The organism is Aestuariirhabdus litorea (assembly GCF_003864255.1).
GTDB lineage: Bacteria > Pseudomonadota > Gammaproteobacteria > Pseudomonadales > Aestuariirhabdaceae > Aestuariirhabdus > Aestuariirhabdus litorea.
In genome coordinates, this window is record NZ_QWEZ01000001.1 from 744367 (window position 1) to 769621 (window position 25255).

28 protein-coding genes are annotated in these 25255 nt (G+C 60.5%); 18 read left to right on the plus strand and 10 right to left on the minus strand.

Annotation, left to right across the window (positions count from 1 at the left end):
• Nucleotides 1–15 precede the first annotated feature (15 nt).
• The 4 genes from ccoM to D0544_RS03595 all read left to right on the plus strand — a co-directional run bounded on the left by ccoM (nt 16) and on the right by D0544_RS03595 (nt 2282).
• Complete coding sequence (gene ccoM / locus D0544_RS03580) at nt 16–198, plus strand: cytochrome c oxidase subunit CcoM (protein ID WP_125014634.1); 183 nt, start codon at nt 16–18, stop codon at nt 196–198.
• 272 nt (nt 199–470) lie between these two features.
• Complete coding sequence (locus tag D0544_RS03585; protein ID WP_125014635.1) at nt 471–1274, plus strand: SDR family oxidoreductase; 804 nt, start codon at nt 471–473, stop codon at nt 1272–1274.
• A gap of 82 nt (nt 1275–1356) precedes the next feature.
• Nucleotides 1357–1659: a BolA family protein gene (locus D0544_RS03590; protein WP_164880820.1), complete on the plus strand. Its 303-nt coding sequence runs from the start codon at nt 1357–1359 to the stop codon at nt 1657–1659.
• An 11-nt stretch (nt 1660–1670) separates the two neighbouring features.
• Entirely contained in the window at nt 1671–2282 is a 612-nt protein-coding gene (locus D0544_RS03595) for a DsbA family protein (protein WP_125014636.1), read from the plus strand.
• On the opposite strand, the gene D0544_RS03600 is transcribed toward D0544_RS03595, so the two are convergent.
• Entirely contained in the window at nt 2218–2682 is a 465-nt protein-coding gene (locus tag D0544_RS03600) for a YbaN family protein (RefSeq protein WP_125014637.1), read from the minus strand. The two genes, D0544_RS03595 and D0544_RS03600, sit on opposite strands and share 65 nt — an antisense overlap.
• 74 nt (nt 2683–2756) lie before the next feature.
• Here D0544_RS03600 and D0544_RS03605 point away from each other — a divergent pair, with 74 nt between their 5' ends.
• From D0544_RS03605 to D0544_RS03615, 3 genes are read left to right on the plus strand one after another with little or no spacing between them, the layout of a single operon-like run.
• Nucleotides 2757–3212, plus strand: coding sequence for an acyl-CoA thioesterase (locus D0544_RS03605; protein WP_207905751.1), 456 nt, complete (start codon nt 2757–2759; stop codon nt 3210–3212).
• Complete coding sequence (locus D0544_RS03610; RefSeq protein WP_125014638.1) at nt 3212–3667, plus strand: hypothetical protein; 456 nt, start codon at nt 3212–3214, stop codon at nt 3665–3667. The genes D0544_RS03605 and D0544_RS03610 overlap by 1 nt, the downstream gene beginning before the upstream one ends.
• A 60-nt stretch (nt 3668–3727) precedes the next feature.
• Nucleotides 3728–4375, plus strand: a complete 648-nt coding sequence (locus D0544_RS03615; RefSeq protein WP_125014639.1) for a potassium channel family protein — start codon at nt 3728–3730, stop codon at nt 4373–4375.
• Here the strand turns inward: D0544_RS03615 and D0544_RS03620 are convergent.
• The 4 genes from D0544_RS03620 to D0544_RS03635 all read right to left on the minus strand — a co-directional run bounded on the left by D0544_RS03620 (nt 4372) and on the right by D0544_RS03635 (nt 6782).
• Nucleotides 4372–5028 carry an O-methyltransferase gene (locus tag D0544_RS03620; RefSeq protein ID WP_243647237.1) on the minus strand — a complete coding sequence of 219 codons (657 nt, stop codon included), beginning with the start codon at nt 5026–5028 and terminating at the stop codon, nt 4372–4374. The genes D0544_RS03615 and D0544_RS03620 overlap by 4 nt on opposite strands.
• A gap of 42 nt (nt 5029–5070) precedes the next feature.
• The gene (locus tag D0544_RS03625) at nt 5071–5757 is read right to left on the minus strand and encodes a TIGR04211 family SH3 domain-containing protein (RefSeq protein ID WP_164880821.1); all 687 of its coding nucleotides are present in this window, start codon (nt 5755–5757) and stop codon (nt 5071–5073) included.
• 91 nt (nt 5758–5848) lie between these two features.
• A complete protein-coding gene (locus D0544_RS03630; RefSeq protein ID WP_125014641.1) occupies nt 5849–6148 on the minus strand; it encodes a YciI family protein in 300 nt (99 codons plus the stop codon).
• Nucleotides 6149–6152: 4 nt separating this feature from the next.
• The gene (locus D0544_RS03635) at nt 6153–6782 is read right to left on the minus strand and encodes a septation protein A (RefSeq protein WP_125014642.1); all 630 of its coding nucleotides are present in this window, start codon (nt 6780–6782) and stop codon (nt 6153–6155) included.
• A gap of 109 nt (nt 6783–6891) precedes the next feature.
• Between D0544_RS03635 and D0544_RS03640 the strand changes: the two genes are divergently transcribed.
• The 5 genes from D0544_RS03640 to rluB all read left to right on the plus strand — a co-directional run bounded on the left by D0544_RS03640 (nt 6892) and on the right by rluB (nt 11195).
• Nucleotides 6892–7767: a PHP domain-containing protein gene (locus D0544_RS03640; protein WP_243647238.1), complete on the plus strand. Its 876-nt coding sequence runs from the start codon at nt 6892–6894 to the stop codon at nt 7765–7767.
• A gap of 84 nt (nt 7768–7851) precedes the next feature.
• Nucleotides 7852–8481 (plus strand): L-threonylcarbamoyladenylate synthase, encoded by a 630-nt coding sequence (locus tag D0544_RS03645; RefSeq protein ID WP_125014643.1) that lies wholly within the window; start codon nt 7852–7854, stop codon nt 8479–8481.
• A gap of 19 nt (nt 8482–8500) precedes the next feature.
• Entirely contained in the window at nt 8501–9367 is an 867-nt protein-coding gene (locus D0544_RS03650; RefSeq protein WP_125014644.1) for a segregation and condensation protein A, read from the plus strand.
• Nucleotides 9364–10332 (plus strand): SMC-Scp complex subunit ScpB, encoded by a 969-nt coding sequence (gene scpB, locus D0544_RS03655; RefSeq protein WP_243647239.1) that lies wholly within the window; start codon nt 9364–9366, stop codon nt 10330–10332. The genes D0544_RS03650 and scpB overlap by 4 nt, the downstream gene beginning before the upstream one ends.
• A 5-nt stretch (nt 10333–10337) precedes the next feature.
• Entirely contained in the window at nt 10338–11195 is an 858-nt protein-coding gene (gene rluB / locus D0544_RS03660; RefSeq protein WP_125014645.1) for a 23S rRNA pseudouridine(2605) synthase RluB, read from the plus strand.
• 80 nt (nt 11196–11275) lie between these two features.
• Here the strand turns inward: rluB and D0544_RS03665 are convergent, their stop codons facing one another.
• The 5 genes from D0544_RS03665 to D0544_RS03685 all read right to left on the minus strand — a co-directional run bounded on the left by D0544_RS03665 (nt 11276) and on the right by D0544_RS03685 (nt 16061).
• On the minus strand, nt 11276–12214 hold the full coding sequence (locus D0544_RS03665) for a GGDEF domain-containing protein (protein WP_164880822.1): 939 nt from the start codon (nt 12212–12214) through the stop codon (nt 11276–11278).
• 253 nt (nt 12215–12467) lie between these two features.
• On the minus strand, nt 12468–13208 hold the full coding sequence (locus tag D0544_RS03670) for a YciK family oxidoreductase (RefSeq protein WP_125014647.1): 741 nt from the start codon (nt 13206–13208) through the stop codon (nt 12468–12470).
• Between the two features lie 85 nt (nt 13209–13293).
• Nucleotides 13294–13989 carry an HAD family hydrolase gene (locus D0544_RS03675; RefSeq protein ID WP_164880823.1) on the minus strand — a complete coding sequence of 232 codons (696 nt, stop codon included), beginning with the start codon at nt 13987–13989 and terminating at the stop codon, nt 13294–13296.
• Complete coding sequence (ubiG, locus tag D0544_RS03680; RefSeq protein ID WP_125014648.1) at nt 13982–14716, minus strand: bifunctional 2-polyprenyl-6-hydroxyphenol methylase/3-demethylubiquinol 3-O-methyltransferase UbiG; 735 nt, start codon at nt 14714–14716, stop codon at nt 13982–13984. The genes D0544_RS03675 and ubiG overlap by 8 nt, the downstream gene beginning before the upstream one ends.
• 13 nt (nt 14717–14729) lie before the next feature.
• Complete coding sequence (locus D0544_RS03685; RefSeq protein ID WP_125014649.1) at nt 14730–16061, minus strand: TRZ/ATZ family hydrolase; 1332 nt, start codon at nt 16059–16061, stop codon at nt 14730–14732.
• Nucleotides 16062–16216: 155 nt separating this feature from the next.
• Here D0544_RS03685 and mtnA point away from each other — a divergent pair, with 155 nt between their 5' ends.
• From mtnA to cmk, 6 genes are all read left to right on the plus strand, one after another.
• Entirely contained in the window at nt 16217–17278 is a 1062-nt protein-coding gene (gene mtnA / locus D0544_RS03690) for an S-methyl-5-thioribose-1-phosphate isomerase (protein ID WP_125014650.1), read from the plus strand.
• Nucleotides 17279–17491: 213 nt separating this feature from the next.
• Nucleotides 17492–20059, plus strand: a complete 2568-nt coding sequence (gene gyrA / locus D0544_RS03695) for a DNA gyrase subunit A (protein WP_125014651.1) — start codon at nt 17492–17494, stop codon at nt 20057–20059.
• 53 nt (nt 20060–20112) lie between these two features.
• Nucleotides 20113–21195 (plus strand): 3-phosphoserine/phosphohydroxythreonine transaminase, encoded by a 1083-nt coding sequence (gene serC / locus D0544_RS03700; RefSeq protein WP_125014652.1) that lies wholly within the window; start codon nt 20113–20115, stop codon nt 21193–21195.
• Between the two features lie 4 nt (nt 21196–21199).
• Nucleotides 21200–22291, plus strand: a complete 1092-nt coding sequence (gene pheA / locus D0544_RS03705) for a prephenate dehydratase (RefSeq protein WP_125014653.1) — start codon at nt 21200–21202, stop codon at nt 22289–22291.
• A 5-nt stretch (nt 22292–22296) separates the two neighbouring features.
• A complete protein-coding gene (locus tag D0544_RS03710; protein WP_125014654.1) occupies nt 22297–24522 on the plus strand; it encodes a bifunctional prephenate dehydrogenase/3-phosphoshikimate 1-carboxyvinyltransferase in 2226 nt (741 codons plus the stop codon).
• Nucleotides 24523–24525: 3 nt separating this feature from the next.
• On the plus strand, nt 24526–25221 hold the full coding sequence (cmk, locus tag D0544_RS03715; RefSeq protein WP_125014655.1) for a (d)CMP kinase: 696 nt from the start codon (nt 24526–24528) through the stop codon (nt 25219–25221).
• Nucleotides 25222–25255 lie beyond the last annotated feature (34 nt).

A 25255-nucleotide genomic window follows, 5' to 3' on the forward strand; every position in this document is an offset into this window, starting at 1 on the left:
GAGGGATGTTGATCAGTGTCAATCCTGTTGTCGCCTGTGGATGGTAGCCTCTTTACTACTTCAGGGTTATTACAGGGAGTGGCAACCATGTTTTTAGACGAAGTTGTATTTGCCGGGTTGCTGACCGTCGGTCTGATGATCACTTTTTTTGCGGGCCTCTATTACTTCCTTCGTAAAGACATGGATAAACATCCATAGGGTTGCCACTAACCCAAGCCGAATAAGGCGGAATCAGAGGTCCCGTGGGTTGTCAGGTTCTCACGGGGCTTCTGGTTCCGCCTTACCTTTTTAAGACACCTCTTTTTTCTACCTTTCCATGTTGGGCCCCTCTGGGTTTGCATTGCCCCTCTGTGCTTGCGGGGGCTTTCACTCGCACCGTTGTTGCTCTCCCATTCAGCAGATCAATAGTCATTGTGGCCCGGCCGCTGGCTGGGAAATCATAGTGAAAAACCGAACAGGATGGGGATGACATGAGTAAACGAGTATTGATTACCGGAGCCGGTAGCGGTCTTGGGCGAGAGCTGGCGCACTGCTATGCACGCCAGGGGTGGCGGGTCGCGCTCACCGATGTCAATGACGAGGGGTGCAAGCAAACCGCGTCCCAGGTTGAGGAGTTGGGGGGTGAGGCTGAGCGCTTTCACTGTGATGTCCGTGACCTCGGACAGATGCAGCAGGTGGCCGATACCCTCGAGGAAAAATGGGGAGGGCTTGATCTCCTGATTAACAACGCCGGTGTCGCCGGGGGCGGCTCCTTTGCCGATCTGGATGATGATGAGTGGGATTGGATGCTGGCCATCAACCTGAAAGGGGTGATCAACGGTTGCCGCATCTTTCTGCCCTCCCTGCTGCGCTCAAAGGGGCAAATCTGTAATATTGCGTCCATGGCGGGACTGCTCAGTGCGCCAGGCATGAGCCATTACAATGTCGCCAAAGCCGGGGTTGTGGCACTGTCAGAGAGCTTGCAAGCGGAGCTGGCCTCTCAGGGAATGGCGGTTAGCGTAGTGTGTCCCTCCTTTTTTCAGACCAATCTGCTCGACTCCTATCGGGGCAGCTCGGCGACCTTGAAAGAAAACGTAGCCAAGTTGCTGGCGGGCTCCCCCATCAGTGCCCAGGAGGTTGCCCAGCGGGTTGTGGAGGGGGTTGAAGCGGGTCAGTTTATGATCCTGCCCCATGACGAGGGGGCGCTGGCCTGGGAGTTTAAGCGTAACGACCCGGAGAGCCACCGCCAGATGATGGAGCAGCTCGCGGTAAAAATGGCGGAAAAGGGGCTGTAGAGGTCCCTTTGTGGGGGTGATGCCCGCTGTAGTTTTCGTTACTATCTAACCACCTGACTGACACTACAGCGGTTAACCCCCTATGGACATGCTTGAGCAAATTCGTCACCAACTGCAAAACTCCTTTGCCCCCAGCCACCTTGAGGTTTTTAACGAAAGCCATATGCACCGGGTGGAGCCGGGCTCCCAGAGCCACTTCAAAGCGGTGGTGGTGAGCGAGGCCTTTGAGGGGCTGCGTACCCTTAAACGCCATCAACAGGTCTACGCAGCTCTCTCCGGTGAGATGCCACTGATTCACGCCCTGGCGCTCCACACCTATACACCGGGCGAGTGGGCAGAGCGAGGCGAGGCTCCCAAAACGCCCAACTGCCGAGGCGGCGGTTAGGCGGCTAGAGAATGCAGCTCTATTACTTTTTTGATCCTATGTGCTCCTGGTGTTGGGGGTTTGCTCCCCAGCTGGAACGCCTGCGCCACCAGTACGCTGAGCGCCTTCCCTTAACCCTGGTGGTGGGGGGGCTGCGTAGCGAGACCCATCCTCTGGACGAAGCGCAGCGCGACTATATCAAGGGGCACTGGCACCGGGTTCAGGAAGCCAGCGGCCAGCCCTTTGATTTTGAACATGGGCTGCCGACCGGCTTTGTTTACGATACCGAACCGGCCTGTCGCGCGGTGGTGACGGCGCGTGAGATGGGATCGGCCCGCCTGTTTGACTTTATCGAGTCGATGCAGCGCGCCTTCTATGCCGAAGCCAGGGATATTACCGATCCCGCTGTCGTCGCACAGCTAGCGGTTGACGCGGGTATGGATCGCGCTCGCTTTGCCGAAGCGTTGGTCAGCGATTCCATGCGCTCCAGGACGAAGGCGGATTTTGAGCTCTGTGCCCGTTTGGGGGTGCAGGGCTTCCCTACCCTGGCTCTCAAACATGATCAGCAGTGGAGCGCCGTTAGTCAGGGGTTTCTGCCGTGGGCGTCTTTGCAGGCGAGGCTGGAGGCGGTGCTGGCTGGCTAAGGGAAGCTGGGCGGGTCTTCATCCGCAGCAGGTAGAGGCTGACCGCACTGGCAATGGCGACCAGCATCAGCCCCAGGGGCCAGCTTTTTACCAGCGCGGCGCTGATCAGGATGGTGGCCCACAGCAAGCACAGTGTATAGGTGCGCGCCCTGGCGGGGATACCCTCACCATCGAGGTAGTAGTTAACGTAGTTGCCAAGCCGTGGATGGCCCAGCAGCCAATGGTAGAAGCGCTCGGAGCTGCGTAAGAAGCAGGCGGCGGCCAGGAGCAGGAAGGGGGTAGTGGGGAGTAGCGGCAGGAAGATACCGGCTACACCTAATACGACCGCCAGCCAGCCACAGATAAAGAGGGCCCAGCGCAGAACGGGGTTGGCAACGGCTTTATAGGGACGAGCACTCATGGTTTTACACTATAACCAAGCAGGGCTTTCGAATACATCGGTCTTTACCGGATAGGGTTGCAGGGGAGGTAGGAGTGGATAGTCGGTCAGAGTCGTATCCCGTAGAATTTGAGCAGGCCGTCGTTTGGGGGGATATGGATGCTTTTCAACATGTGAACAATACGGTTTACTTTCGCTACTTCGAGGATGCCCGCATAGCCTATTTTGAGCGAGCCGGCGTAATGGACTCCATGGCCAGCAGCGGTCAGGGGCCTATTTTGGCCTCCACACAGTGCCGTTTTCGCGCCCCGCTTACCTACCCTGACAGCGTCAGGATCAGCGCGCGTATCGAGTCGATTGCTGACGACCGATTTACCATGCGCTATCGCATCTGGAGTCATAAGCTCGATTGCGTCGCCGCTGAGGGGGAGGGGGTCATCGTCTACTTCGACTACAGGGCAGGAGCCAAGTGCTCCATACCCGACCCCATTCGCCAGGCGGTGCTGGCGATGGAGTCAGCGGCAGGACATAGACTGGAGGAGCATGCTTAATGGATGTGCGTACCCGTTACCTGGTGGCCTCCCCCACCGAGATCGACGATATTGTTGAAAATCCCCATCAGCCTGAGCGGTGGCCAGGTTTTGCCTGCCTGGACCTGGATCTGGAAAAACTGGTGGACCTGTTGGCCCTGTGTCGGGAGGAGGCTCTGAGCGAGGCGCTCATCCGTGCGTTCGAGGTGCACCATCAGGCCAGTGTCCAGGGGCCCTGGTTGATTGAGCTGCCCGCGGATCTCTGCGGGGCCTTGCAGGCGCTGGATGAAGCGGAGCGGCAAGCACTGGCTGACCGGTGGTCTCGCTCGGAATCTTTTGCGGGCGCCCCCTGGCGAGAGGCCGATCTGGCTATGGCTATAACCCACCTGGGGGCACTTGCTAAAATCGCCAGTGAGCGTGGGGCGGTGCTTATGCTTCACCAGGGCGTTGAGGGGGATCCGGTGGTGATCGGATGATGACGATACTGTATCGATTGATAAAGGGCGAACGGATGGGAAAGAGAGGGAGGATTGGGGGTGGCTAAATGGTTGGTGTTTCCCCGTTATGGGTTTGGTTCGATGGCGGCGGGTATCGTTTGTATTCTGGCCATGGCCACCCTCTCCGGCAGCAGTTTCCTGGATCATTTTTTGATCCGCCTGAGCATCAGCGTGCTGCTGATCGCCTCGGTCTACCTGTTGAGCCGAAGCCCTAAGCAGCTGCTGGTCTCCGTGCTGCTTGGCCTGCCGACCATGGTCACCAACTGGGCGGTGCTGGTAATGTCCAACGAGTGGCTGGTGCTGGCAGACCACCTCACCAATGTGCTCTTCTTCACCTACGTCACCTGGTGCCTGCTACAGCAGGTGTTTAGCAGCGGTCAGGTAAGTGGTGACACCATCTGGGGATCAATCTGCATCTACCTGCTGATTGGGTTTATCTGGAGCTTTATCTTTGGCGCCCTGTCGGTGCTGCAACCGCATGCACTGACCCACATCAGTGCCGACCAGGTCTCCTCGCTGGTCTATTTCAGTTTTGTCACCCTCTCGACCCTGGGATATGGCGACATCACGCCGGTTACCCGTCAGGCACAGATGCTGGCGTTTAGTGAAGCCCTGATGGGACAGCTGTACCTGACGGTGCTGGTGGCGAGGCTGGTTGGCCTCTATCACACCTCTGGAAAGGGTTAACGTTTACGAACCAGATTGAGTCCGTCGCGCAGGGTCAGGAAGCAGTTCTCCAGCTCATCACTGGCATGGATGAAGCGGTTCATGTCGTCGATCGCCTGATCCTTTTCATCCTGCGGGTTCAGTACCTGGCCCTGCCACAGGGCATTGTCGATGATGATGAGCCCTCCGCGGTTGACCAGCGGCAGGGTGGCCTTGAGGTAGTTGAAGTAGTTGCGCTTGTCGGCATCGATAAAGACGATATCGAAGCTCTCCTCCAGCTCGGCGATGGTGTCCAGCGCCTTGCCAAAACGCACCTCAATCTTGTGGCCGTGGGGGCTGCGATCGAAAAACCCCTGTGCGAAGCTGATCGCTCGGGGGTTGCTTTCGCAGCAGAGAACGCGGCCATCATCGGGCAGCGCCTCTGCCATGGAGAGGGCGGAGTAGCCGGTAAACATGCCGATCTCGAGGATCGAGCGGGCGCCGCTGATCCGGGTGAGCATGTTCAGGGTACGCCCTATCAGTTTGCCGGAGAGCTTGATCGGGTAGGCCATCTCCCGGTTGGTCGTCTCGACCAGCTCCTGCAGCAGTGGGGGCTCGTCGCTGGTCATGGCGCTGCAGTAGCGTTCAATCTCCGGGTCAACCAGGTAGTCGTGCATGGCGTGGTTCCGCAGCATTTTGGAATGCTGCTCTATAGGTGATGGATATGGGGCGCGGTGTCAGGCCCAGCTGGAGCTCTGTCGACGGCGGCTACGCATCAGCGGAGCGACCAAACCGATCAGTATGCCGCCAACGATGGTGCCTGCACCATAGAGATACCACTGTTTGGCGGACTCGTCGCCTAACTTGGCGTTTTCCAGCTCGAGGGTCTCAATCCGGTTCTTGAGGATCACGTTGTTGGAAACCAGCTCCTTGTTGCGTTCTACCAGATGGATCGCTTCGGAGGAGATGCGTTTGATCTCTGCCAGCTCGGCTTCCAGCTTCTCGCCGCGCCGGCTACTCTGTTGATTGCTGCTGTTTAGCTCTGAGTTGGCACTCTCGAGCTCCGCCAGGCGGCGCTTGAGCTCGCTGTTTTCCTGGCTCAGGTTGTCGGCTTTCAGTTGGGCGCGCTCAAGCAGTTCCCGGGCTCCGGGCTCGGTCAGCAGGTACTGGCTGCGAATAAAGCCCTCGACCCCATCCTTGGTGCGAACGAAGCTGAACTCCTCTCCCTCATCTCGAATCCACTCCAGGCGGGTGCCGCTTTTCAGACCCTTATGGATGATCTTGTTGGCGTTGCTGGGGCCACTGCGAAGCGGCACATAGAGGATGTCGGAGATGTAACGCGCCTCGGCGCTGGCGGCGGGCGTATGCAGGGTGGCCAGCAGGCTGGCGCCCAGTAGCAGGGTACAGGTTGATAAACGGCTCATAGTCTCTAACAGCGTGTTGTGGGGCGTTGATCCTATCGCAGGGCGCCGGCAACCACTACTGCATGGTTCACAAAACGCCCCGCCGGCAGAGCTAGGGCAGGACCTTCTTGAAGGGTTTGACCACCACCTGCTGATAGACGCCCGCTTCAATGTAGGGATCGGCATCGGCCCACTGCTGGGCTTCGACCAATGAGTCGAACTCGGCCACCACCAGGCTGCCAGTGAACCCCGCCTCTCCCGGATCCTCGCTATCGATGGCGGGGTGGGGGCCGGCGATCAACAGGCGCCCCTCGGCCTTGAGGGTTTCGAGACGGGCAACATGGGCCGGGCGAGCAGCCATGCGCTTGCTGAGGCTATTGTCGATATCCTGACTGATAATGGCGTAAAACATGGGGTTATCCTTGTTGGGTTCCGTGTTCTGAAGAGGTGGGCTCTTGGATGTGCCGGGACAGATAGATGCCCTGGGCAATGATAAAGACCAGCGTCAGCCCGAGCATACCAAACAGCTTGAAGTTGACCCAGCTTTCCTCGGACATGGTAAAGGCCACGTAAAGGTTGATCGCGCCGGCAAAGACAAAAAACGCGACCCAGCCGTAGTTCAATCGCTTCCAGATCTCTGCGGGCATGGTGAATTTGGTGTCCATCATGCGCTGGATGAGGTTTTTACTGCCGATGAACTGGCTGCCCAGGAATACTCCGGCAAACAGCCAGTTGACGATGGTGGGCTTCCACTGGATAAAACTCTTGTCGCCAAACAGGACAGTGGCTCCCCCCAATACCACCACCAGTGCCAGGGTCACCAGGTGCATCTTCTCGATTTTTCCGGTTGCCCAGCGGGTGTAGAGAATTTGCAGGAAGGTGGCGGGTATCAGCACAGCAGTAGCGATGATGATGGGCTGGGCCTGGCTCAGTAGCTCGAAGGTATCGGGTGCGAGTACTCCGCTTAAAGGGGCAATCAGCTCGGCACTGAACTTGTAGACGATAAAGAAGATGACGATGGGGAGAAAGTCGACCAGCAACTTCATAATAGGGAAACCTTACGCGCTAGAGGAGGTGGGGGGGCAATTATCACCCCTGCCAAGGGGTGGCCATGATATCATGCTATCCCGTTAACGAGTAATTCCTGGACCCGATTTGAACCGATACAGCGTGGTGGATCTTCACTGCCACACCAACCATTCCGATGGCGCCCTTTCCCCACTGGAGCTGCTGGCCCGAGCCGAAGAGCAGGGGGTTGAGCTCCTGGCTGTGACCGATCACGACGAGGTGTCCGGGGTGCGGGAGGTGATCGCCGCCAGTACCAACAGCCCGGTACGGGTGATCAGCGGTATCGAGTTGTCGAGCGTCTGGGGAGGGGTGGGCATCCATGTGGTGGGGCTGAACTTTGATCTTGATGCTCCGCTGCTGGGGGAAGTGCTTGAGTTGCAGCGCCAGGCGCGGGATGCCCGCGCCCAAACCATTGCAACGCGGTTAGAACGCATCGGGGGCGAAGGGGTGCTCGCGGGGGCCCTTGCGATTGCCCGCCAGAGTCGAGGTCTCTCGCAGGACGCTGGGGTGCGCGTGCAGTTGGGACGTCCCCATTTCGCCGACTACCTGATTGCCAGTGGCGTGGTCGACAGTCGTGAAATGGCTTTTCGCAAGTACCTGGGGGCTGGAAAACCCGGTGATGTGAAGTGCCATTGGCCCACGATGGAGACCGTGATCGGCTGGATCCGCGCGCTCGGTGGAACCGCTGTGCTGGCGCATCCGCACCACTACAAAATGACCAATACCCGTTTGCGCAAGCTGCTATCGGCTTTTGCCGCCGCCGGTGGCGAGGCGATGGAGGTGGCCAGTGGCAGCCTGCCGCGCCACAAAATGCCCTGGTACGCCAGCCTGTGCGCAGAGTTTGGCCTTAAGGCGTCGATGGGTAGTGATTTTCATGCCCCGCTGGGGCCCTGGTGCGAACTGGGCAAACTGGCGCCATTACCCGATGGGTGTGAGCCGGTCTGGGGCGATTGGGCAGGCTAACAGAACTAGCGCCATCCCCCCTAAGAGTAGGTATAATGCTGCGTTTGATCGAACCATAAGTCGCTGTCAGTCGCAGGGAGTGCCGTGAGCCAGTTTTTCCAGATCCATCCCGATAATCCCCAGGCCCGCCTGATTATGCAGGCCGCTGAAATTATCCGTAAAGGCGGGGTCGTCGCTTACCCCACCGACTCAGCCTATGCGGTCGGCTGCCACCTTGGCGACAAGAAGGCCGTCGATCGAATTCGCCGCCTGCGGCAGCTGGATGACAAGCATAACTTTACCCTTATGTGCCGCGACCTGTCGGAGCTCGCCACCTATGCCAAGGTGGCCAATACCGAGTATCGGTTGCTGAAGGCCAATACGCCGGGGGCCTATACCTTCATCCTCAATGCGACCAATGAGGTGCCCCGGCGGCTGTTGCACCCGAAGCGCCGTACCATCGGTTTGAGGGTTCCCAACCATGCCACCACGCTGGCGCTGCTGGAGGAGCTGGGGGAGCCGATGATCAGCTGCACCCTGATCCTGCCGGGGGAGGAGCTCCCTATGACGGACCCCTATGAGATTCGTGACCTGCTGGAGCACCAGCTGGACCTGGTGATCGACGGCGGGTACTGTGGCATGGAGGCGACCACCGTCGTCAACCTGACGGGCGATCTGCCACAGGTGACGCGCACAGGGTTGGGCGATCCACAGCCTTTTTTGAGCGAGGATTGAACACAGATGGTGATGGGGTATGAGTGACGAACAGGCACTGGCCGAGGGCAGCGGACCGGTTCCTCCGGAAGCGGTGGTGAACCCTCGCTTCCGCCGGCCGGTCCAGCAGGGGGAGATGCCCTTTGCGGTTGTGCAGGGTAAGGAGCTGACCTCCTTACCCCAGGATCTCTATATCCCGCCCGATGCGCTGGAGGTGTTTCTCGAAGCCTTTGAGGGGCCACTGGACCTGCTGCTCTACCTGATCAAGCGACAGAATGTGGATATCCTCGAGATCTGCGTGGCCGAAATTACCCGCCAGTACATGGCGTATGTGGAGATGATGGAGGCCGCCCAGTTTGAGTTGGCCGCCGAGTATCTGGTAATGGCGGCCATGCTGGCGGAGATCAAGTCCCGTATGCTGCTGCCCCGCTCCGAGGAGGTGGGGGAGGAGGAGGAAGATCCGCGGGCAGAGCTGATCCGGCGCCTGCAGGAGTATGAGCGTTTCAAATTGGCCGCAGAGGATCTGGATGCGTTGCCACGACAGGGGCGCGACTACGCACTGGCTACCGTGCAGCCGCCCGCCAGCGAGAACGCCAAACCCCAGGCACCGGTAGAGCTGCAGGAGATCCTGCTGGCGCTGTCCGATGTACTGCGAAGGGCCGATATGTTTGAAAGTCACCAGATCGAACGCGAGGTGCTCTCGACCCGCGAGCGAATGTCGCTGGTTCTGGACCGGCTGTCGGTGGGTGGCTTTTTACCCTTTGTTTCCCTGTTTAAGGTGGAGGAGGGGCGCCTTGGGGTTGTGGTGACCTTTATGGCGGTGATGGAATTGATTAAGGAGTCGCTGGTGGAGCTGGTGCAAAATGAGCCCTTTGGACCCATCCATGTGAAAGCGCGAGCAGAGTGAGTGACGGTGATATGAGTCATAGCGAGCAGGAGATCAACACCCCCTATAACCTTAAACTGGTGCTGGAGGGGGCGCTTTTTGCGGCCGGTAAACCGCTTACCGTCGAGAAGATGGGGCAGTTGTTTGAGGAGCATGAGCGTCCATCCAACGAGGAGATTCGTGCAGCCTTGCAAACCATCGAGGCCGAGTGCGAAGGGCGTTCGATCGAGCTGAAGCTGGTAGCGAGCGGGTTTCGACTGCAGGTACGACAGAACCTCTCCACCTGGGTCAACCGTTTGTGGGAGGAGAAACCCCAGCGCTACTCCCGTGCCATGCTGGAAACCCTGGCATTGATCGCTTACCGCCAGCCGATCACCCGTGGAGAGATCGAGGATATTCGGGGGGTCAGCGTCAGCAGCAACATCGTCAAGACCCTGCTGGAGCGCGATTGGGTTCGTGTGGTGGGTCATCGGGATGTCCCGGGTCGCCCTTCGATGTACGCCACCACGCGCCAGTTCCTCGACTACTTCAACCTCAAAAATCTTGACGAGTTGCCGGTGTTGTCTGAAATACGTGACCTGGAGCGGCTCAGCGAAGAGCTGGACCAGCAGGCGTTGGCCGTGGCGGGAGCCCCTCTTGCCCCGGGTGAAGCGGTGGGCGATACGGCGGCTGCGGAAGGGGAGGCGGTAGCCGAGGTGCCTGCTAAAACGGACATAAGCTCCCTGTTTGAGGGTGGCCCCCAATCCGAGCTGGAAGAGGACGAAGCCCTGTTCCGTGAGCTCGATGAGATGGAGAAGTCCCTGCCCTCCAGCTTCAAGGACCTGCTGAAGGGGGGGATAAAGAGTGGCCAGGAGGAGCCTTGCTCCCCGGGTACCGAGAGTCTGGAGGCCGGTGAGGTCGCCAGTGAGTCCACTTTGCCCGCTGCTGAAGAGGCTGCAGGCAATGGGGTGGAAGAACAGTCAGTCGAAAAATCCGATCGAGGATAAATACCATGAGTGTAAGCAGAGTTGATACCAATACTGCTGGAGAGAAGTTGCAGAAGGTGCTCGCCAGGGCGGGTGTAGGCTCCCGTCGTGAGATGGAGCGCTGGATTGAAGAGGGACGGGTCCAGGTCAATGGGGAGAGGGCGGCCCTGGGGTGCCGGGTGGGCAGCCAGGATCAAATTCGGGTCGACGGGAAGCTGTTGAAAAATGAAGAGGTGGTGGGTAGCCGGCGGGTCCTGCTTTACAACAAACCGGAAGGGGAAGTGTGCACCCGCTCGGATCCTGAGGGTCGCCGCACCGTGTTTCAACGCCTGCCTCGCCTTCACGGGGAGCGCTGGATCTGCATCGGTCGCCTCGATATCAATACCGCCGGGCTGCTGCTGTTTACTACCGATGGTGAGCTGGCCAATCGGTTGATGCACCCCTCCTACTCCGTTGAACGGGAGTACGCGGTGCGGATCATGGGGGAGGTGACTCCGGAGATGACCAAACAACTGTTTGATGGCGTTCAGTTGGAGGATGGTCCGGCACGCTTTACCGATATCGTTGATTCCGGTGGTGAAGGCATCAACCACTGGTTTCATGTGGTGCTGATGGAGGGGCGAAACCGCGAGGTCCGTCGCTTGTGGGAGTCCCAGGGGGTAACCGTCAGCCGTTTGAAGCGTGTGCGCTACGGCAACGTGTTCATCCCCAGCGAGGTCAAAGCGGGGCAGTGGTGCGAGCTGGGGCAGAAGGAAGTGGACAATCTGGCCAAATCGGTTGATCTGCCTTCGCGGCCGGTGAAGCCGCTGACCGCTGACCGTCACCAGGAGAAGCGAACCAAGCGTAAAAATAGCGCTGTCACGCGGCCCTATAAGCGAAGCTGAATAAAAAAACGCCGCGTCAGCGGCGTTTTTTTTGGGGGGCACTGGATACGCCTGGCTATGGACGCCTGATGGTGCACCGCCTAGTCCAGGCTGATCACACGGTTACGTCCCTGGTCCTTGGCCTTGTAGAGGGCCTGGTCAGCGCGCTGCAGGGTGTCACGAATCGTTTCCTTGTCGTTGTAGGTAGCAACCCCGATGCTGGCGGTGACGGGAATCTCCTGCCCCTGGAATTGGCACTGCATTGACTCCAACCGTGCCCGGATACGCTCGGCGACCATGGTGGAGCACTCCTGGTTGGAGTTTCTCAACACAATTACAAATTCCTCACCTCCGAAGCGGAAAACCTGGTCGATGTCGCGGATGGCGTGGCGGATGCTGTCGGCGGCGTGCTTCAAAGCCTGGTCGCCGGCGCTGTGGCCGAAGGTGTCATTGATCTTCTTGAAGTGGTCCAGATCCAGCAATAGCAATGAGAGTGGCTGCTCGTTGCGCTGGGTAACCTGCAGCTCATGGTGCAGTGCGTTATCCATGGCGATGCGGTTGCCTACACCGGTGAGGGGGTCCCGCAAGGCTAGCTGCACCGCCTGGCGGTAGCTAAGGGCGTTGCGCAAGGGGTAGGCCAGCTGGCCCAGGGTGGACTCGATCAGCTGTAACTCCTCCTCATCGAAGCGTGAACGGCGGCTGAAGCAGATCTCTCCGTTAAAATCACGCTCGGTCACCAGTCGGTAGCTGCAGCTGTGGGTGGCCCGTCGGCCAAGGCTCAGGTTGATGTTTTCGTTGTTGTGGCTGTATTCGAGGCCATCCACCTTAAGGGCGCGGTGCAGCTCCTGAAAGCAGAGCTTGAGTTGCTGCTCCAGCTCCAGGGTGGTTTGCAGGAGGCGCGGCAGGCGCTCTCTCAGCTGTTCGCGCAGTGTCTCCCTGTTATCCAGGGCGCGGTTAGCCGGACTCACCTGCTGGGCGGCGGTAAACAGCTTGATGTTGCTGTGGCTGAGTTCGCGACTGGATTGCGCTATAGGTCCCATTGTTTTATCCCTGACAAGTTTTATATCGATCACTTGTTTTTGTTTAGCCAAAACCATGCCAGTTTGTATGGTCTTTATTTAAATTTTTTTAAAAACAATAGGATAGGGGTTTTGTTGGGGGTTATTTTAAGGCCCTCTTTTGCCTGTCTGGCGGTTTTTTGGCGAGGTTTTGACGGCCAGAAGGGGTGCTTTGGAGGGGGGTGACAGAAGATTGTCGTTGCGGGCGGCAAGGAGTTGCCGCCCGCCGGTGACGCTATTGAGCGTCCAGCGCCTGACCGTTGACGCCAACGCTGTCGTCGCTCATCAGGTAGAGGTAGAGCGGCATGATCTCATCGGGAGCGGGCAGGTTGTTGGGGTTTTCGGCGGGGTACGCCCTGGCGCGCATAGCGGTACGGGTAGCGCCGGGATTGACGCTGTTGATACGGATATGGGTGATCCCCTCGACCTCATCGGCCCAGACCTGCATCATCCCCTCGGTAGCAAACTTGCTGATCGCGTAGCCTCCCCAGTAGGCGCGGCCTTTGCGCCCGACGCTCGAAGAGGTAAACACCAGGGAGCCGTTAGGCGCCTCGGCCAGCAGGGGCATCAGTGCTTTACTCATGAGGAACTGGGAGGTCAGGTTGACTTGCAGCAGGCGGTTCCACATCGCGCTGTCGTACTGGTCGAGGGGGCCGAGCTGGCCCAGCTCGCTGGCGTTGTGCAGCAGGCCGTCGAGGTGGCCAAACTCCTGCCCAACCTGTTCGGCCAGGTCGGCGTAATCTTTCTCAGTGGCGGTTTCCAGGTTGAGCGGGCACTCCACCGGGGTAGGGTAGCCGGCGGCTTCGATCTCGTCGTAAACCGACTCCAGCTTCTTGGCGGTTTTGCCCACCAGGATCACGGTGGCGCCATGCCTGGCGAAGGCGATGGCGGCGGCTTTACCGATCCCCGCACCGGCCCCGGTCACCAGGATCACTTTGTCTTTTAGCTGGTCTTCTTTCGCGTGGTAGTCGAACATCAGGGGGCCCTTGGCGGCAATAGTTGTGGTGAATAGGGTACAGATTATATCGGCTTGTGATTCAGGGTTCGAGACAGTGGGTCACTCAATTGTGACCTGGGCAGTACCAGTCGAGGGCTTCGAACCACTGCAGGATCTCCGACGCGTGGTTCACCTGGTGGGTGGCGCGCCAGCGTCGCCAGTCGAGGCCGGCCTCGAGATAACCGTACAGTGCCGCAATGGTTGGCATACCGGCGTTGTGTCCCGCCTTAATGTCCCTCTCGTGGTCACCAATATAGACGGTACGGGCGGGTATGCAGGCGGCCTGCTGGCAGGCCAGCAACATGGGCTCGGGGTGGGGTTTGCTGTGGCTCACCTGGTCAGGGCAGACAACAGTCGCGCAGCGTGAGCGGTAGCCCAGTTTTTCCAGCAGGGGCAGGGTATAGCGGCTGGGCTTATTGGTGACCACTCCCCAGGGGATTCCCCGCGCCTCCAGAGTGGACAGCAATGGGTCGATGCCGTCGAAGGGGCGGGTGAACTCCCCCAGGCGCTCTTCGTACAGTGTGAGCAGGCGCTCACGCAGGGGCTCAAAGCCCGGTTCGCCTTCAGTAAGCCCGAACCCGAGGCTGACCAGGGCCCGGGCCCCGTTGGAGACGGTAGCCCGAATGGGGGCGTCGTCGAGGGGAGGGCGCTGCTGCTCTTCGAGTAGGCGGTTGAGGACTTTGATGAAGTCGGGTGCGGTATCGAGCAGGGTGCCGTCCAGGTCGAACAGCACGCAACCCAGCGGCAGTGGATTACTCATCCTCGGCCGGGCGCTGGCAGTGCACCAGGTAGTTGACGTCGACGTTATTGCCCAGCTTGTACTGTCGGGTAATGGGGTTGTAGGTCATTCCCACCAGCTCGCGGGTACGCAGCCCCGCCTCACGGCTCCAGGTGCCCAGCTCGGCGGGGCGGATAAATTTGTCGAAGTCGTGGGTGCCCTTGGGCAACAGCTTGAGCAGGTATTCGGCGCCGATGATGGCCAGTAGGTAGGCCTTAGGGTTGCGGTTGATGGTGGAGAAAAACACCTCACCCCCCGGTTTGACCAGGGTGTAGCAGGCGCGAATGACCGAGGCAGGATCCGGTACGTGTTCAAGCATCTCCAGACAGGTCACCACATCGAAGCTGGCTGGTTGCTGCTCGGCCATCTCCTCCACGGTGCAGCGCTGGTAGTTGACCTTCACCCCGCTCTCCAGGCTGTGCAGGCGGGCAACCGCCAGCGGGGCTTCGCCCATATCGATACCGCTTACATCGGCACCGCGTAGCGCCATCGACTCCGAGAGGATGCCGCCGCCGCAGCCGACATCCAGTACGCGCTTGCCGGCCAGCTGGCTGCGCTCATCGATAAAGTTGAGGCGCAGGGGGTTGATCTGGTGCAGGGGTTTAAACTCGCTGTCCGGATCCCACCAGCGGCTGGCAAGGGCTTCGAATTTGGCGATCTCTGCGAGGTCAACGTTGCTGTTGTCGGTCGAGGAGCTTTGGGCTGTCATGAAGTGCAGTGCCTTATGGTCTGGCTGAAATTTTGTCGGCCCAGCTCTGGGCGCGGCTGAGGATGCGGGTGGCGTCCAGGGTGAGTGCTTTTCGCTCGCTGAGCAACAGTTCACCATTGACCCAGACGTGGCTCACCTGGCTGGGATCCGTGGCATACACCAGCTGTGAGAGGGGATTATACAGCGGTTGGCTCTCGATTGCTGAGAGGTCAATGGCGGCGATGTCGGCCGCCTTGCCCTGTTCGAGGCTGCCAGTAACCTCCTCGATACCCAAGGCGCGAGCGCCGTTGATGGTGGCCATCTCGAGGGCGCTGTGGGCGTCGATGGCGCTGGCGTCGTGGCTGACCGCCTTGGCCAGCAGCGCGGCGGTGCGCATTTCGCCGAGCAGGTCGAGGCGGTTGTTACTGGCCGCGCCGTCGGTGCCCAACGCAACATTGATGCCGGCGCCATGGAGCTTGGCGGTGGGGCAGAAGCCGCTGGCGAGTTTGAGGTTGGAGTTGGGGCAATGCACAACGTGGCAGTTGTTCTGCCGCAGCAGCTGGATGTCGCGGTCATCCAGCTGGGTCATATGGACGCACTGCAGTCTCGGGCTGAGCAGGCCCAACTCGTTGAGTCGCTGCAGGGGACGGCGGCGGTCTGCGAGAAAGGCGTCCCTCAACTCCTGGGCGGTCTCGTGCAGGTGGATCTGGACCGCGCAGTCGAGCTCCTCGGCCAGGGTGATGACCCGCTGCAGGGGAGCGTCGGAGACGGTGTAGGGGGCGTGGGGGCCAAAGGCGATATTGATCAGCTGCTGGCTGCCAAAGTCATCGAACAGCTCCAGTCCCTTGTGAATATAGTCATCGGCATCCCGCGCCCAGGCGGTAGGAAAGTCGAGTATCGGGAAACTGATCTGGCAACGCATGCGGGCGTCGTGGACGGCGCGGGCCGCTACGTCGGGGAAAAAATACATATCGCTGAAGGTGGTGGTGCCCGAGCGCAACATCTCCAGCATTGCAAGCTGGGTACCGTCGTGGACAAACTCCTCATTGACCCACTGGGCTTCGGCGGGCCAGATATGATCCTGCAGCCAGCTCATCAGGGGGAGATCGTCGGCCAGGCCGCGAAAGAGGGTCATGGCGGCGTGGCCGTGGGCGTTGACCAGGCCCGGTATCAACAGGTGCTTGGGCAGGTCGTGGCGCTGGTCGCTGTGGTAGTGCTGGTCGACCTCAGTGGTCGGCAGCAGGTCAACGATCTGACCGTGCTGTATGACCAGGCTGTGGTTAGTCAGGGTCTCCCGGCGCGCATTGACCGGAATGATCCAGCCCGCATTGATGATGCTGTCGGCGCGGGTCGTCGTTGTTGTCATCGGCTATCCATCCTGCTCGGCGAGCAGCGAGTATACCCGACATTTTGTCTGTTGAGAGCATTTCTTGTATCGTAGCCGCGCCCCCGGAATGCAGGGGTTTCATGCCGGGGAATGGTTCCTGGTAACAGGCTGGGTAACCCCTACAGGAGTGAAGAGTGAGTGCAGAGCAGCAGCGGTGTGATGCCGTATTGTGGAGTGAAGCCGGGTTGCAGCTGTTGGATCAGCGGCTGCTGCCCGGTGAAGAAACCTACCTGACGTTTACCGATGCCCCCTCGGTGGCGCGTGCCATCACCGATATGGTGGTGCGGGGCGCGCCGGCGATCGGCATAACGGCGGCCTATGGCGTCGCCCTCTCCCTGGCCCGGCACAGTGGAAACAGTGACTGGCGGGCGCGGGTCGATACCGACATTGCGTGCCTGCGCCAGAGTCGCCCGACGGCGGTTAATCTGATGTGGGCGCTGGATCGCATGCAGGCACTGATCGAGTCGACGGCCGAGAGCGCCCGGCTGGCGAAGCTGGCCGAGCAGGAGGCGATTGCTATCCATGAGCGGGATCGCCGTGACAATGAGCGGATGGGCGCGCTGGGGGTGGAGGCGATACGCCGCCTCTCTGGTGACGGCCCCCACGTCATGATGACCCATTGTAATGCTGGTGCCCTGGCCACCGGCGGCTACGGCACCGCCCTGGGGGTGATCCGCAGTGCCTGGCGCGAAGGAGTGCTCCAGCGGGTGCATATGGATGAGACCCGACCCTGGCTGCAGGGCTCGCGGCTGACCGCCTGGGAGCTGCTGCGGGAGGGGATTCCGGCGGTACTCAATGCCGATGGGGCAGCAGCCCATATCATCCGCGAGCAGGGGGTGAGCTGGGTGGTGGTGGGTGCCGACCGGGTGGCGGCTAACGGTGATGTAGCCAACAAGATCGGTACCTATGGGCTGGCCATCCTGGCCCGCCATCACGGTGCCCGGGTGATGGTGGTGGCACCTACCTCCACCATTGATATGAGTTTGGACAAGGGGGAGCTGATCCCGATCGAGGAGCGCTCCGGGGATGAATTGCTCCTGCTCGGGGAGCGCTCGATCGGAGTGGCGGGCTGCCCGGTGGCCAACCCGGTGTTCGATGTGACCCCCGCAGCGCTGGTCGATCTTCTGGTCACGGAGAGAGGGGTGGTGGAGGCGCCGGACCGCTCCCGGCTGGAACAGTTGATGGCGGGTGCCTGAAGGCGAGGCCGCTGCACCGGGCTGGAGAATAATTGCTGGTTATAAATCATACGCTTAAGAGTGCTTAAGATATACAGGGAACGGTGCTTCGGGTATACTCTCGCGTCTTTGATTATTGCTATTTGGGGGCTGTGTAGCGGGTGGTGCGAAGGAGTCGCATCCCATCGCAAGTCAGGGTGCAGCCCCTGCACAGATAAAGGAATCTGATCCGTAATGGGTGACATTGCCAAAGAAATTCAGCCGGTCAATATCGAGGAGGAGCTGAAACAGTCCTACCTCGATTACGCAATGAGCGTTATCGTAGGTCGAGCCTTGCCCGATGTGCGTGATGGCCTGAAGCCGGTTCACCGTCGTGTCCTGTTTGCGATGAGCGAGCTGGGCAACGACTGGAATAAGCCCTACAAGAAATCCGCCCGTGTGGTCGGGGACGTCATCGGTAAATACCACCCCCATGGTGACTCTGCGGTCTACGACACCATCGTGCGTCTGGCCCAGCCCTTCTCCATGCGTTACACGCTGGTCGACGGCCAGGGTAACTTCGGTTCGGTGGACGGCGACTCGGCGGCGGCGATGCGATACACCGAAATCCGCATGCAGAGGATCGCCCACGATATTCTCGCGGATCTCGATAAGGAGACCGTCGACTTTGTGCCCAACTACGATGGCACGGAGCAGATCCCGGCGGTCATGCCGACCCGTATTCCCAACCTGCTGGTCAACGGTTCCTCCGGTATCGCTGTGGGGATGGCCACCAATATCCCGCCCCACAACCTGACCGAGGTGGTGAAGGGGTGCCTGGCGCTGATCGACGATCCCGATATCGATGTCGATGGGCTGATGGAGTATATCCCGGGTCCCGACTTCCCCACCGGGGCGATCATCAACGGTAAGGCGGGCATACTGCAGGCCTACCGCACTGGCCGTGGCCGTATCTACATCCGTGCCCGTGCCGAGGTCGAGATCGACGAGAAGCGCAACAAGCACACCATCATAATCCATGAGCTGCCCTACCAGTTGAACAAGGCGCGCCTGATCGAAAAGATCGCCGAGCTGGTCAAAGAGAAGAAGATCGAGGGGATCTCGGAGCTGCGCGACGAATCCGATAAGGATGGTATGCGAGTGGTGATCGAACTGCGCCGTGGTGAGGTGGGTGAGGTGGTCCTCAACAACCTTTATGCCCAGACCCAGCTCGAAACGGTGTTTGGTATCAACGTCGTGGCCCTGGTGGATGGCCAGCCCAAGATCCTCAATCTCAAGCAGATGCTGGAGGCCTTTGTCCGTCACCGCCGTGAAGTGGTGACCCGCCGTACCGTGTACGAGCTGCGCAAGGCCCGCGAACGGGGGCACCTGCTTGAAGGCTTGGCGGTGGCGCTCTCCAACATCGACCCCGTGATCAAGATGATCAAGGAGTCTCCCACTCCCCAGGAGGCCAAGGAGCGCCTGATCGCTACCGCCTGGGATGGTGGTTACGTACTGGCGATGCTCGAAAAGGCGGGCGCCGATGCCTGCAAGCCCGACGACCTCCCCGAGCAGTTCGGGCTCAAGGAGGGGGGCAAGTACTTCCTTTCTCCCGCCCAGGCCCAGGCCATTCTGGAGATGCGCCTGCACCGCCTGACCGGCCTCGAGCACGAAAAACTGATCGCCGAATACAAGGAGTTGCTGGAGCGGATCGCCGAGTTGATGCTGATTCTGGCCGACCCCCAGCGCCTGCTGCAGGTGATCCGCGAGGAGCTGGAAGCGGTGCTTGAGCAGTATGGTGACGAGCGCAAGACCGAAATTATCAGCTCTCGCCGAGACCTCACCGTCGAGGACCTGATCACCGAGGAGGATATGGTGGTCACCATCTCCCACGGTGGTTACGCCAAGACCACGCCGCTGGATACTTACCAGGCGCAGAAGCGCGGAGGCCGCGGCAAGTCCGCCAGTGCGGTCAAGGATGAGGATTTCATCGAGCATATGCTGGTGGCCAACACCCACACCCAGATCCTCTGCTTCTCCAGCCGTGGTAAGGTCTACTGGCTCAAGGTTTACGAGATTCCCCAGGCCGGGCGTACCTCCCGCGGACGTCCGCTGGTGAACCTGCTGCCCCTGGAGGCGGATGAGCGGATCACCGCCATCCTGCCTGTGCAGGAGTACACCGAGGGTCACTTCGTATTTATGGCCACCGCCGAGGGAACCGTGAAGAAGACCCCACTCGAGCAGTTTGCCCGTCGCCGCAGCAGTGGCCTGATCGCGCTGGCACTGGATGAGGGGGATACCCTGATCGGTGCGGCCATCACCGATGGCAATCGGGACGTGATGTTGTTCAGTGACTCCGGCAAGGCGATCCGCTTTAACGAGCAGGAGGTGCGCACCATGGGTCGTACCGCCCGCGGTGTGCGCGGTATCCGCCTGTCCGCCGGGTTCCGGACCATCTCCCTGATTATTCCGGAGGAGGATAGCCAGATCCTGACCGCCAGCCTTAACGGCTACGGCAAGCGCAGCCTGGCCAGCGAGTTCCCGCTGCGCGGGCGCGGTGGCCAGGGTGTAATTGCGATGCAGACCACCGAGCGCAACGGCGCCATGGTGGGGGCGGTCAAGGTGGTCGACGGTGAAGAGATGATGCTGATTACCGACCAGGGCACCCTGGTGCGGAGTCGGGTGGATGAGGTGTCATTGCAGAGCCGCAACACCCAGGGGGTTCGCCTGATCAAACTGTCGGGTGACGAGCACCTGGTGGGGGTGGAGCGGGTCGACGAGCCGGAAGAGACCGAATTCGAAGAGGGTGACGCTGACCTGTAGTGCCCTGCGGGGTGTCCCCGGGACACCCCGCGGACAGGTAAGGCCAAGAGAACATGAGCAGACGCTATAACTTCTGTGCCGGGCCGGCGGCGTTGCCAACCGAGGTGCTGGAACAGGCGCAGCAGGATCTGCTCGACTGGCAGGGGCGCGGACTCTCGGTGATGGAGATGAGTCATCGCAGCGACGAGTTCCAGGGAATCGCCCGGCAGGCGCAGGAGGATCTGTGCGAACTGCTCTCGATTCCCGATCAGTACCACTGCCTGTTTGTTCAGGGCGGGGCGACCGCCCAGTTTTCAGCGGTGCCACTCAACCTGATGGGGCTCACCGGCAAAGCCGATTACCTGAATACGGGGCTCTGGTCCAGCAAGGCGATTGAGGAGGCGCGTCGCTTTGGTGAGGTGAACCTGGTGGCCGATGGCCAGCCAGCCTCCTATTGCAGCCTGGCGCCGATCGAACAGTGGCGCTTCAGCGAGGCGGCGGACTACTTCCACTACACTCCCAACGAAACCATTGGTGGCTTCGAACTGAATGAGATACCAGAGGTTCCTTCGGCGCCCCTGGTGGCGGATATGTCCTCTACACTGCTCTCCAGACCGCTGGATGTGAGTCGTTTCGGCCTGATCTACGCCGGCGCGCAAAAGAATATTGGGCCGGCGGGACTGACCCTGGTGCTGGTGCGTGAGGATCTGCTGGATCGCGCCCTGGCGGTGGTTCCGAGGACCTTGCACTACCGGTTGATTGCTGATCACCACTCCATGCTCAATACTCCCCCCACCTATGGCTGGTACCTGGCGGGACTGGTGTTTCAGTGGCTCAAGCGCGAAGGTGGGCTTGGGGTGATGGCTGAACGCAACCGGCGCAAAGCGGATAAGCTCTATGCTGCGATTGATGGCAGCGGCTTCTACGCCAACCCGGTGGAGCCGCAGTACCGGTCTCGGATGAACGTCCCTTTTACTCTGGCTGACGGAACGCTCAATGACGCGTTCCTCGAAGGGGCCGAGGAATCCGGGCTGCTCAACCTGCGGGGCCATCGCTCCGTAGGGGGGATGCGCGCAAGCCTCTATAATGCAGTACCCGAGGCGGCTGTGGATGCGCTGGTGGGTTACATGAACGAATTTGAACGACGCTATGGGTAGGCCAATGTCAGAAGAAAAACAGCTATTGAACCTGCGCGAAAAGATCGACTCGATCGATGCCGATATACAGCGGCTGATTAACGAACGTGCTACCTGCGCCCAGGAGGTGGCGGCCGTGAAACAGGCGGGCGGTGATACTGACGCCCTGTTTTACCGCCCCGAGCGTGAGGCTCAGGTGTTGCGCCGGGTAATGGAGCGCAACAGCGGTCCCCTCAACAGTGAGGAGATGGCGCGCCTGTTTCGTGAAATCATGTCGGCTTGCCTGGCGCTGGAACAGCCGGTCAAGGTGGCGTTTTTGGGCCCCGAGGGCACCTTTACCCAGGCCGCGGCACTCAAGCACTTTGGCCATTCGGCGGTATCCGTGCCCATGTCCTCGATCGACGAGGTGTTCCGCGAGGTTGAGGCCGGGGCGGTTAACTACGGGGTGGTGCCAGTGGAGAACTCCACCGAGGGGGTGATCAACCACACCCTTGACAACTTTATGGACTCCGGGCTCAAGATCTGTGGTGAGGTGGAGTTGCGTATCCACCACCACCTGATGGTTTCCGAGACCACCCGCAAGGACAAGATCTCGCGCATCTACTCCCACGCCCAGTCCCTGGCCCAGTGCCGCAAGTGGCTCGATTCCCATTACCCCAATGTGGAGCGGGTGGCTGTTAACAGTAATGCCGAGGCGGCGCGGCGTATCAAGAGTGAGTGGCATTCGGCGGCGATTGCCGGCGATATGGCCGCCGAACTGTACGAGTTGGAGAAGATTGCCGAGAAGATCGAGGACCAGCCCGATAACTCGACCCGATTCCTGATCATCGGTACCCAGGAGGTGCCCGAGAGTGGTGCCGACAAGACCTCCATCATGGTCGCCATGCGCAACCAGCCCGGTGCCCTGCATGACCTGCTGGAGCCTTTCCGCACGGCCGGTATCGACCTCACTCGCGTAGAGACCCGTCCCTCCAACACGGGTGCCTGGAACTACGTGTTCTTCATCGACTTTATGGGCCATGTGGACCAACCCCATATCGCCGAGGTGATGAAACAGGTGGGGGCGTCCGCGTCGGACCTGAAGATCCTGGGTTCTTACCCCCAGGCGGTGCTGTAGCGGCGATGACGCAGCCCGTGGCACAGCCCCGCTTTGGTACCCTGCTGGTGATTGGCCTCGGCCTCATCGGCGGCTCCTTTGCGGCCGCCATTCGCCAGGCCGGTGTCTGTCAACAGGTGCTGGCCTGCGACCGTAACGCCCAGTCCCTTAGGATCGCCAAGGCCCGGGGGATTATCGACGACTTCCGCGACCAGTTGTCCGAGGCGGTCGCGGAGGCGGATATCATTATGCTGGCGGTGCCGATCCTGAGCATGGAGTCGGTACTGCTGGAGCTGTCGCATTTCGACCTGGAAGGCAAAATCATCACCGATGCCGGTAGCTCCAAGCGTTCCCTGCTGGAGGCGGCCGAGGTGGCCTTTGGGGAGATTCCCCCCAACCTGGTGCCGGGCCACCCGATCGCCGGCTCCGAAAAGAGCGGGGTCGAAGCCGCCCAGGCCGACCTCTTTGTCGGCCACAAGGTGCTGGTGACCCCCCATGCCATGATCGACCACGAGGCCCTGGCGGTGGTTAAAGCCTTGTGGCTGGCGACCGGCTCCGAGGTGCTGGAGATGGATGTGCAGCGCCACGACGAGGTGCTGGCGGTGACCAGTCACCTGCCTCACCTGCTGGCGTTTTCGCTGGTCGATACCCTGGCCACCGAGCGCGACAATCAGGAGATCTTCCGCTACGCTGCCGGTGGTTTTCGCGACTTTACCCGCATTGCTGCCAGCGATCCGACCATGTGGCACGATATTTTTATTGCCAATAAGGACGCGGTACTGCGTGCGCTGCGCGACTTTACCCTCGATCTGGACAAGCTTCGGGCTGCGATTGAGGCGGAGAATGGCCAGTACATGCTGGGCGTATTTACCCGCGCCAAGGTGGCGCGTGATCACTTTACCAAGATGCAATCTCGAAAGGCTTATATGGAACCCATGACCCAACAGGATATCTGTTTCGTTGCTCGTCCCGGCGGCTCAGTACGTGGAGAGATCCGCGTTCCCGGTGACAAATCGATCTCCCATCGCTCCATTATGCTGGGCTCCCTGGCCGAGGGGGTGACGGAAGTGGAGGGGTTCCTCGAGGGGGAAGACAGTCTGGCCACGTTGCAGGCGTTTCGGGATATGGGTGTGGTGATCGAGGGGCCCCACCAGGGCAAGGTCACCATCTATGGCGTCGGAATGCAGGGTCTGAAAGCGGCCCCGGGGCCCCTCTACCTGGGTAACTCCGGAACCGCCATGCGCCTGTTTTGCGGCCTGCTGGCCGGGCAGGAGTTCGACAGCACCCTGACCGGTGATGAGTCCCTCTCTTCACGCCCCATGGGTCGGGTGGCCAACCCGCTGGCGCAGATGGGGGCGGTGATCCAGACCCAGAGCGAGGGGCGCCCCCCTTTGAAGATTCAGGGTGGCTCAGCGCTAAAGGGGATCGACTACCCGATGCCGATGGCCAGTGCCCAGGTGAAATCCTGCCTCCTGCTGGCAGGTATGTACGCCGAAGGGGAGACTTCGGTGACCGAGCCGGCACCGACCCGGGACCATACCGAACGCATGCTGGGGGGCTTCGGCTATCCGGTGCGGGTCGAGGGTAACCGGGTCAGCATTCAGGGGGGAGGCAAGCTACAGGGGTGCCATATTGAGGTGCCCAGTGACATCTCCTCGGCGGCCTTCTTTATGGTGGCGGCCAGTATTGCACCGGATTCCGATCTGCTGATTACCCACGTAGGCATCAACCCCACCCGCATCGGGGTGATCAATATCCTGCGCCAGATGGGCGCCGACCTGAGCCTGGAGAATGAGCGGGTGGTGGGTGGCGAGCCCGTGGCGGACGTCCGCGTGCGTTCGGCCCAGCTCAAGGGGATCGAGATTCCCGAAGACCAGGTGCCGCTGGCGATTGACGAGTTTCCGGTGCTTTTTGTAGCGGCTGCCTGTGCTGAAGGGCGCACCCTTCTCAAGGGGGCAGAGGAGTTGCGGGTCAAGGAGAGTGATCGTATCCAGGTGATGGCCGACGGCCTCGAGGCGCTGGGGGTAAGCCTTAAAACCCGCCCGGATGGTATCGAGATCGAGGGTGGCCCCATGAGCGGGGGAGAGGTCGACAGTCATGGCGACCACCGCATCGGCATGGCCTTCTCCGTGGCAGCCCTGCGGGCCAGTGGGGAGATCCGCATCCGTGACTGCGCCAATGTGGCCACCTCGTTCCCCAACTTTGTCGAACTGGCCCAGTCCGTCGGCTTTCATTTGCAAACAGAAGAGTAATTTATGACCGATCAATCAAGCAGCCGGGTACCGGTGATTACCATTGACGGCCCGGGCGGGTCCGGAAAGGGAACCATCAGCGCGCTGCTGGCGCAGAAGTTGGGCTGGAATCTGCTCGACAGTGGCGCGCTTTATCGACTGGTTGCGTTGTCGGCGCAGAATCACGATGTCGGGCTGGAGGATGAGGATTCCCTGCGGGTGATGGCGGAGCACCTGGATGTGCAGTTTGCCACCGCCGAAAACGGCTCCCTGCAGGTAGTGCTGGAGGGTGAGGTGGTCAGCAAGAGTATGCGCACCGAGGAGTGTGGCGTGGCCGCCTCCCAGGTCGCGGCCCAGCCCGCTGTGCGCACGGCACTGCTCAAGCGCCAGCGTGCCTTTGCGGAAGCCCCCGGGCTGGTGGCCGATGGGCGCGATATGGGTACGGTGGTGTTCCCCCATGCGCCGCTCAAGGTTTACCTGACCGCCAGCGCCGATGTTCGGGCTGAGCGTCGTCGTCGCCAGTTGCAAGAGAAGGGTATTGATGTTAGCATTCAGCGCCTTTTGGCTGATATCCAGGAGCGTGACGAGCGGGATATGAACCGCGCCGTAGCCCCCCTGAAGCCTGCAGAGGATGCAGTGCTGCTCGATAGCACCAAATTGACCATTGAAGAAGTACTCGAACGGATACTGAAAGAGACCGCCAGGCGCGGTTTGATTTAGTCATCGTACCAGGGGGTGCAAAGCCGTAGCGCCA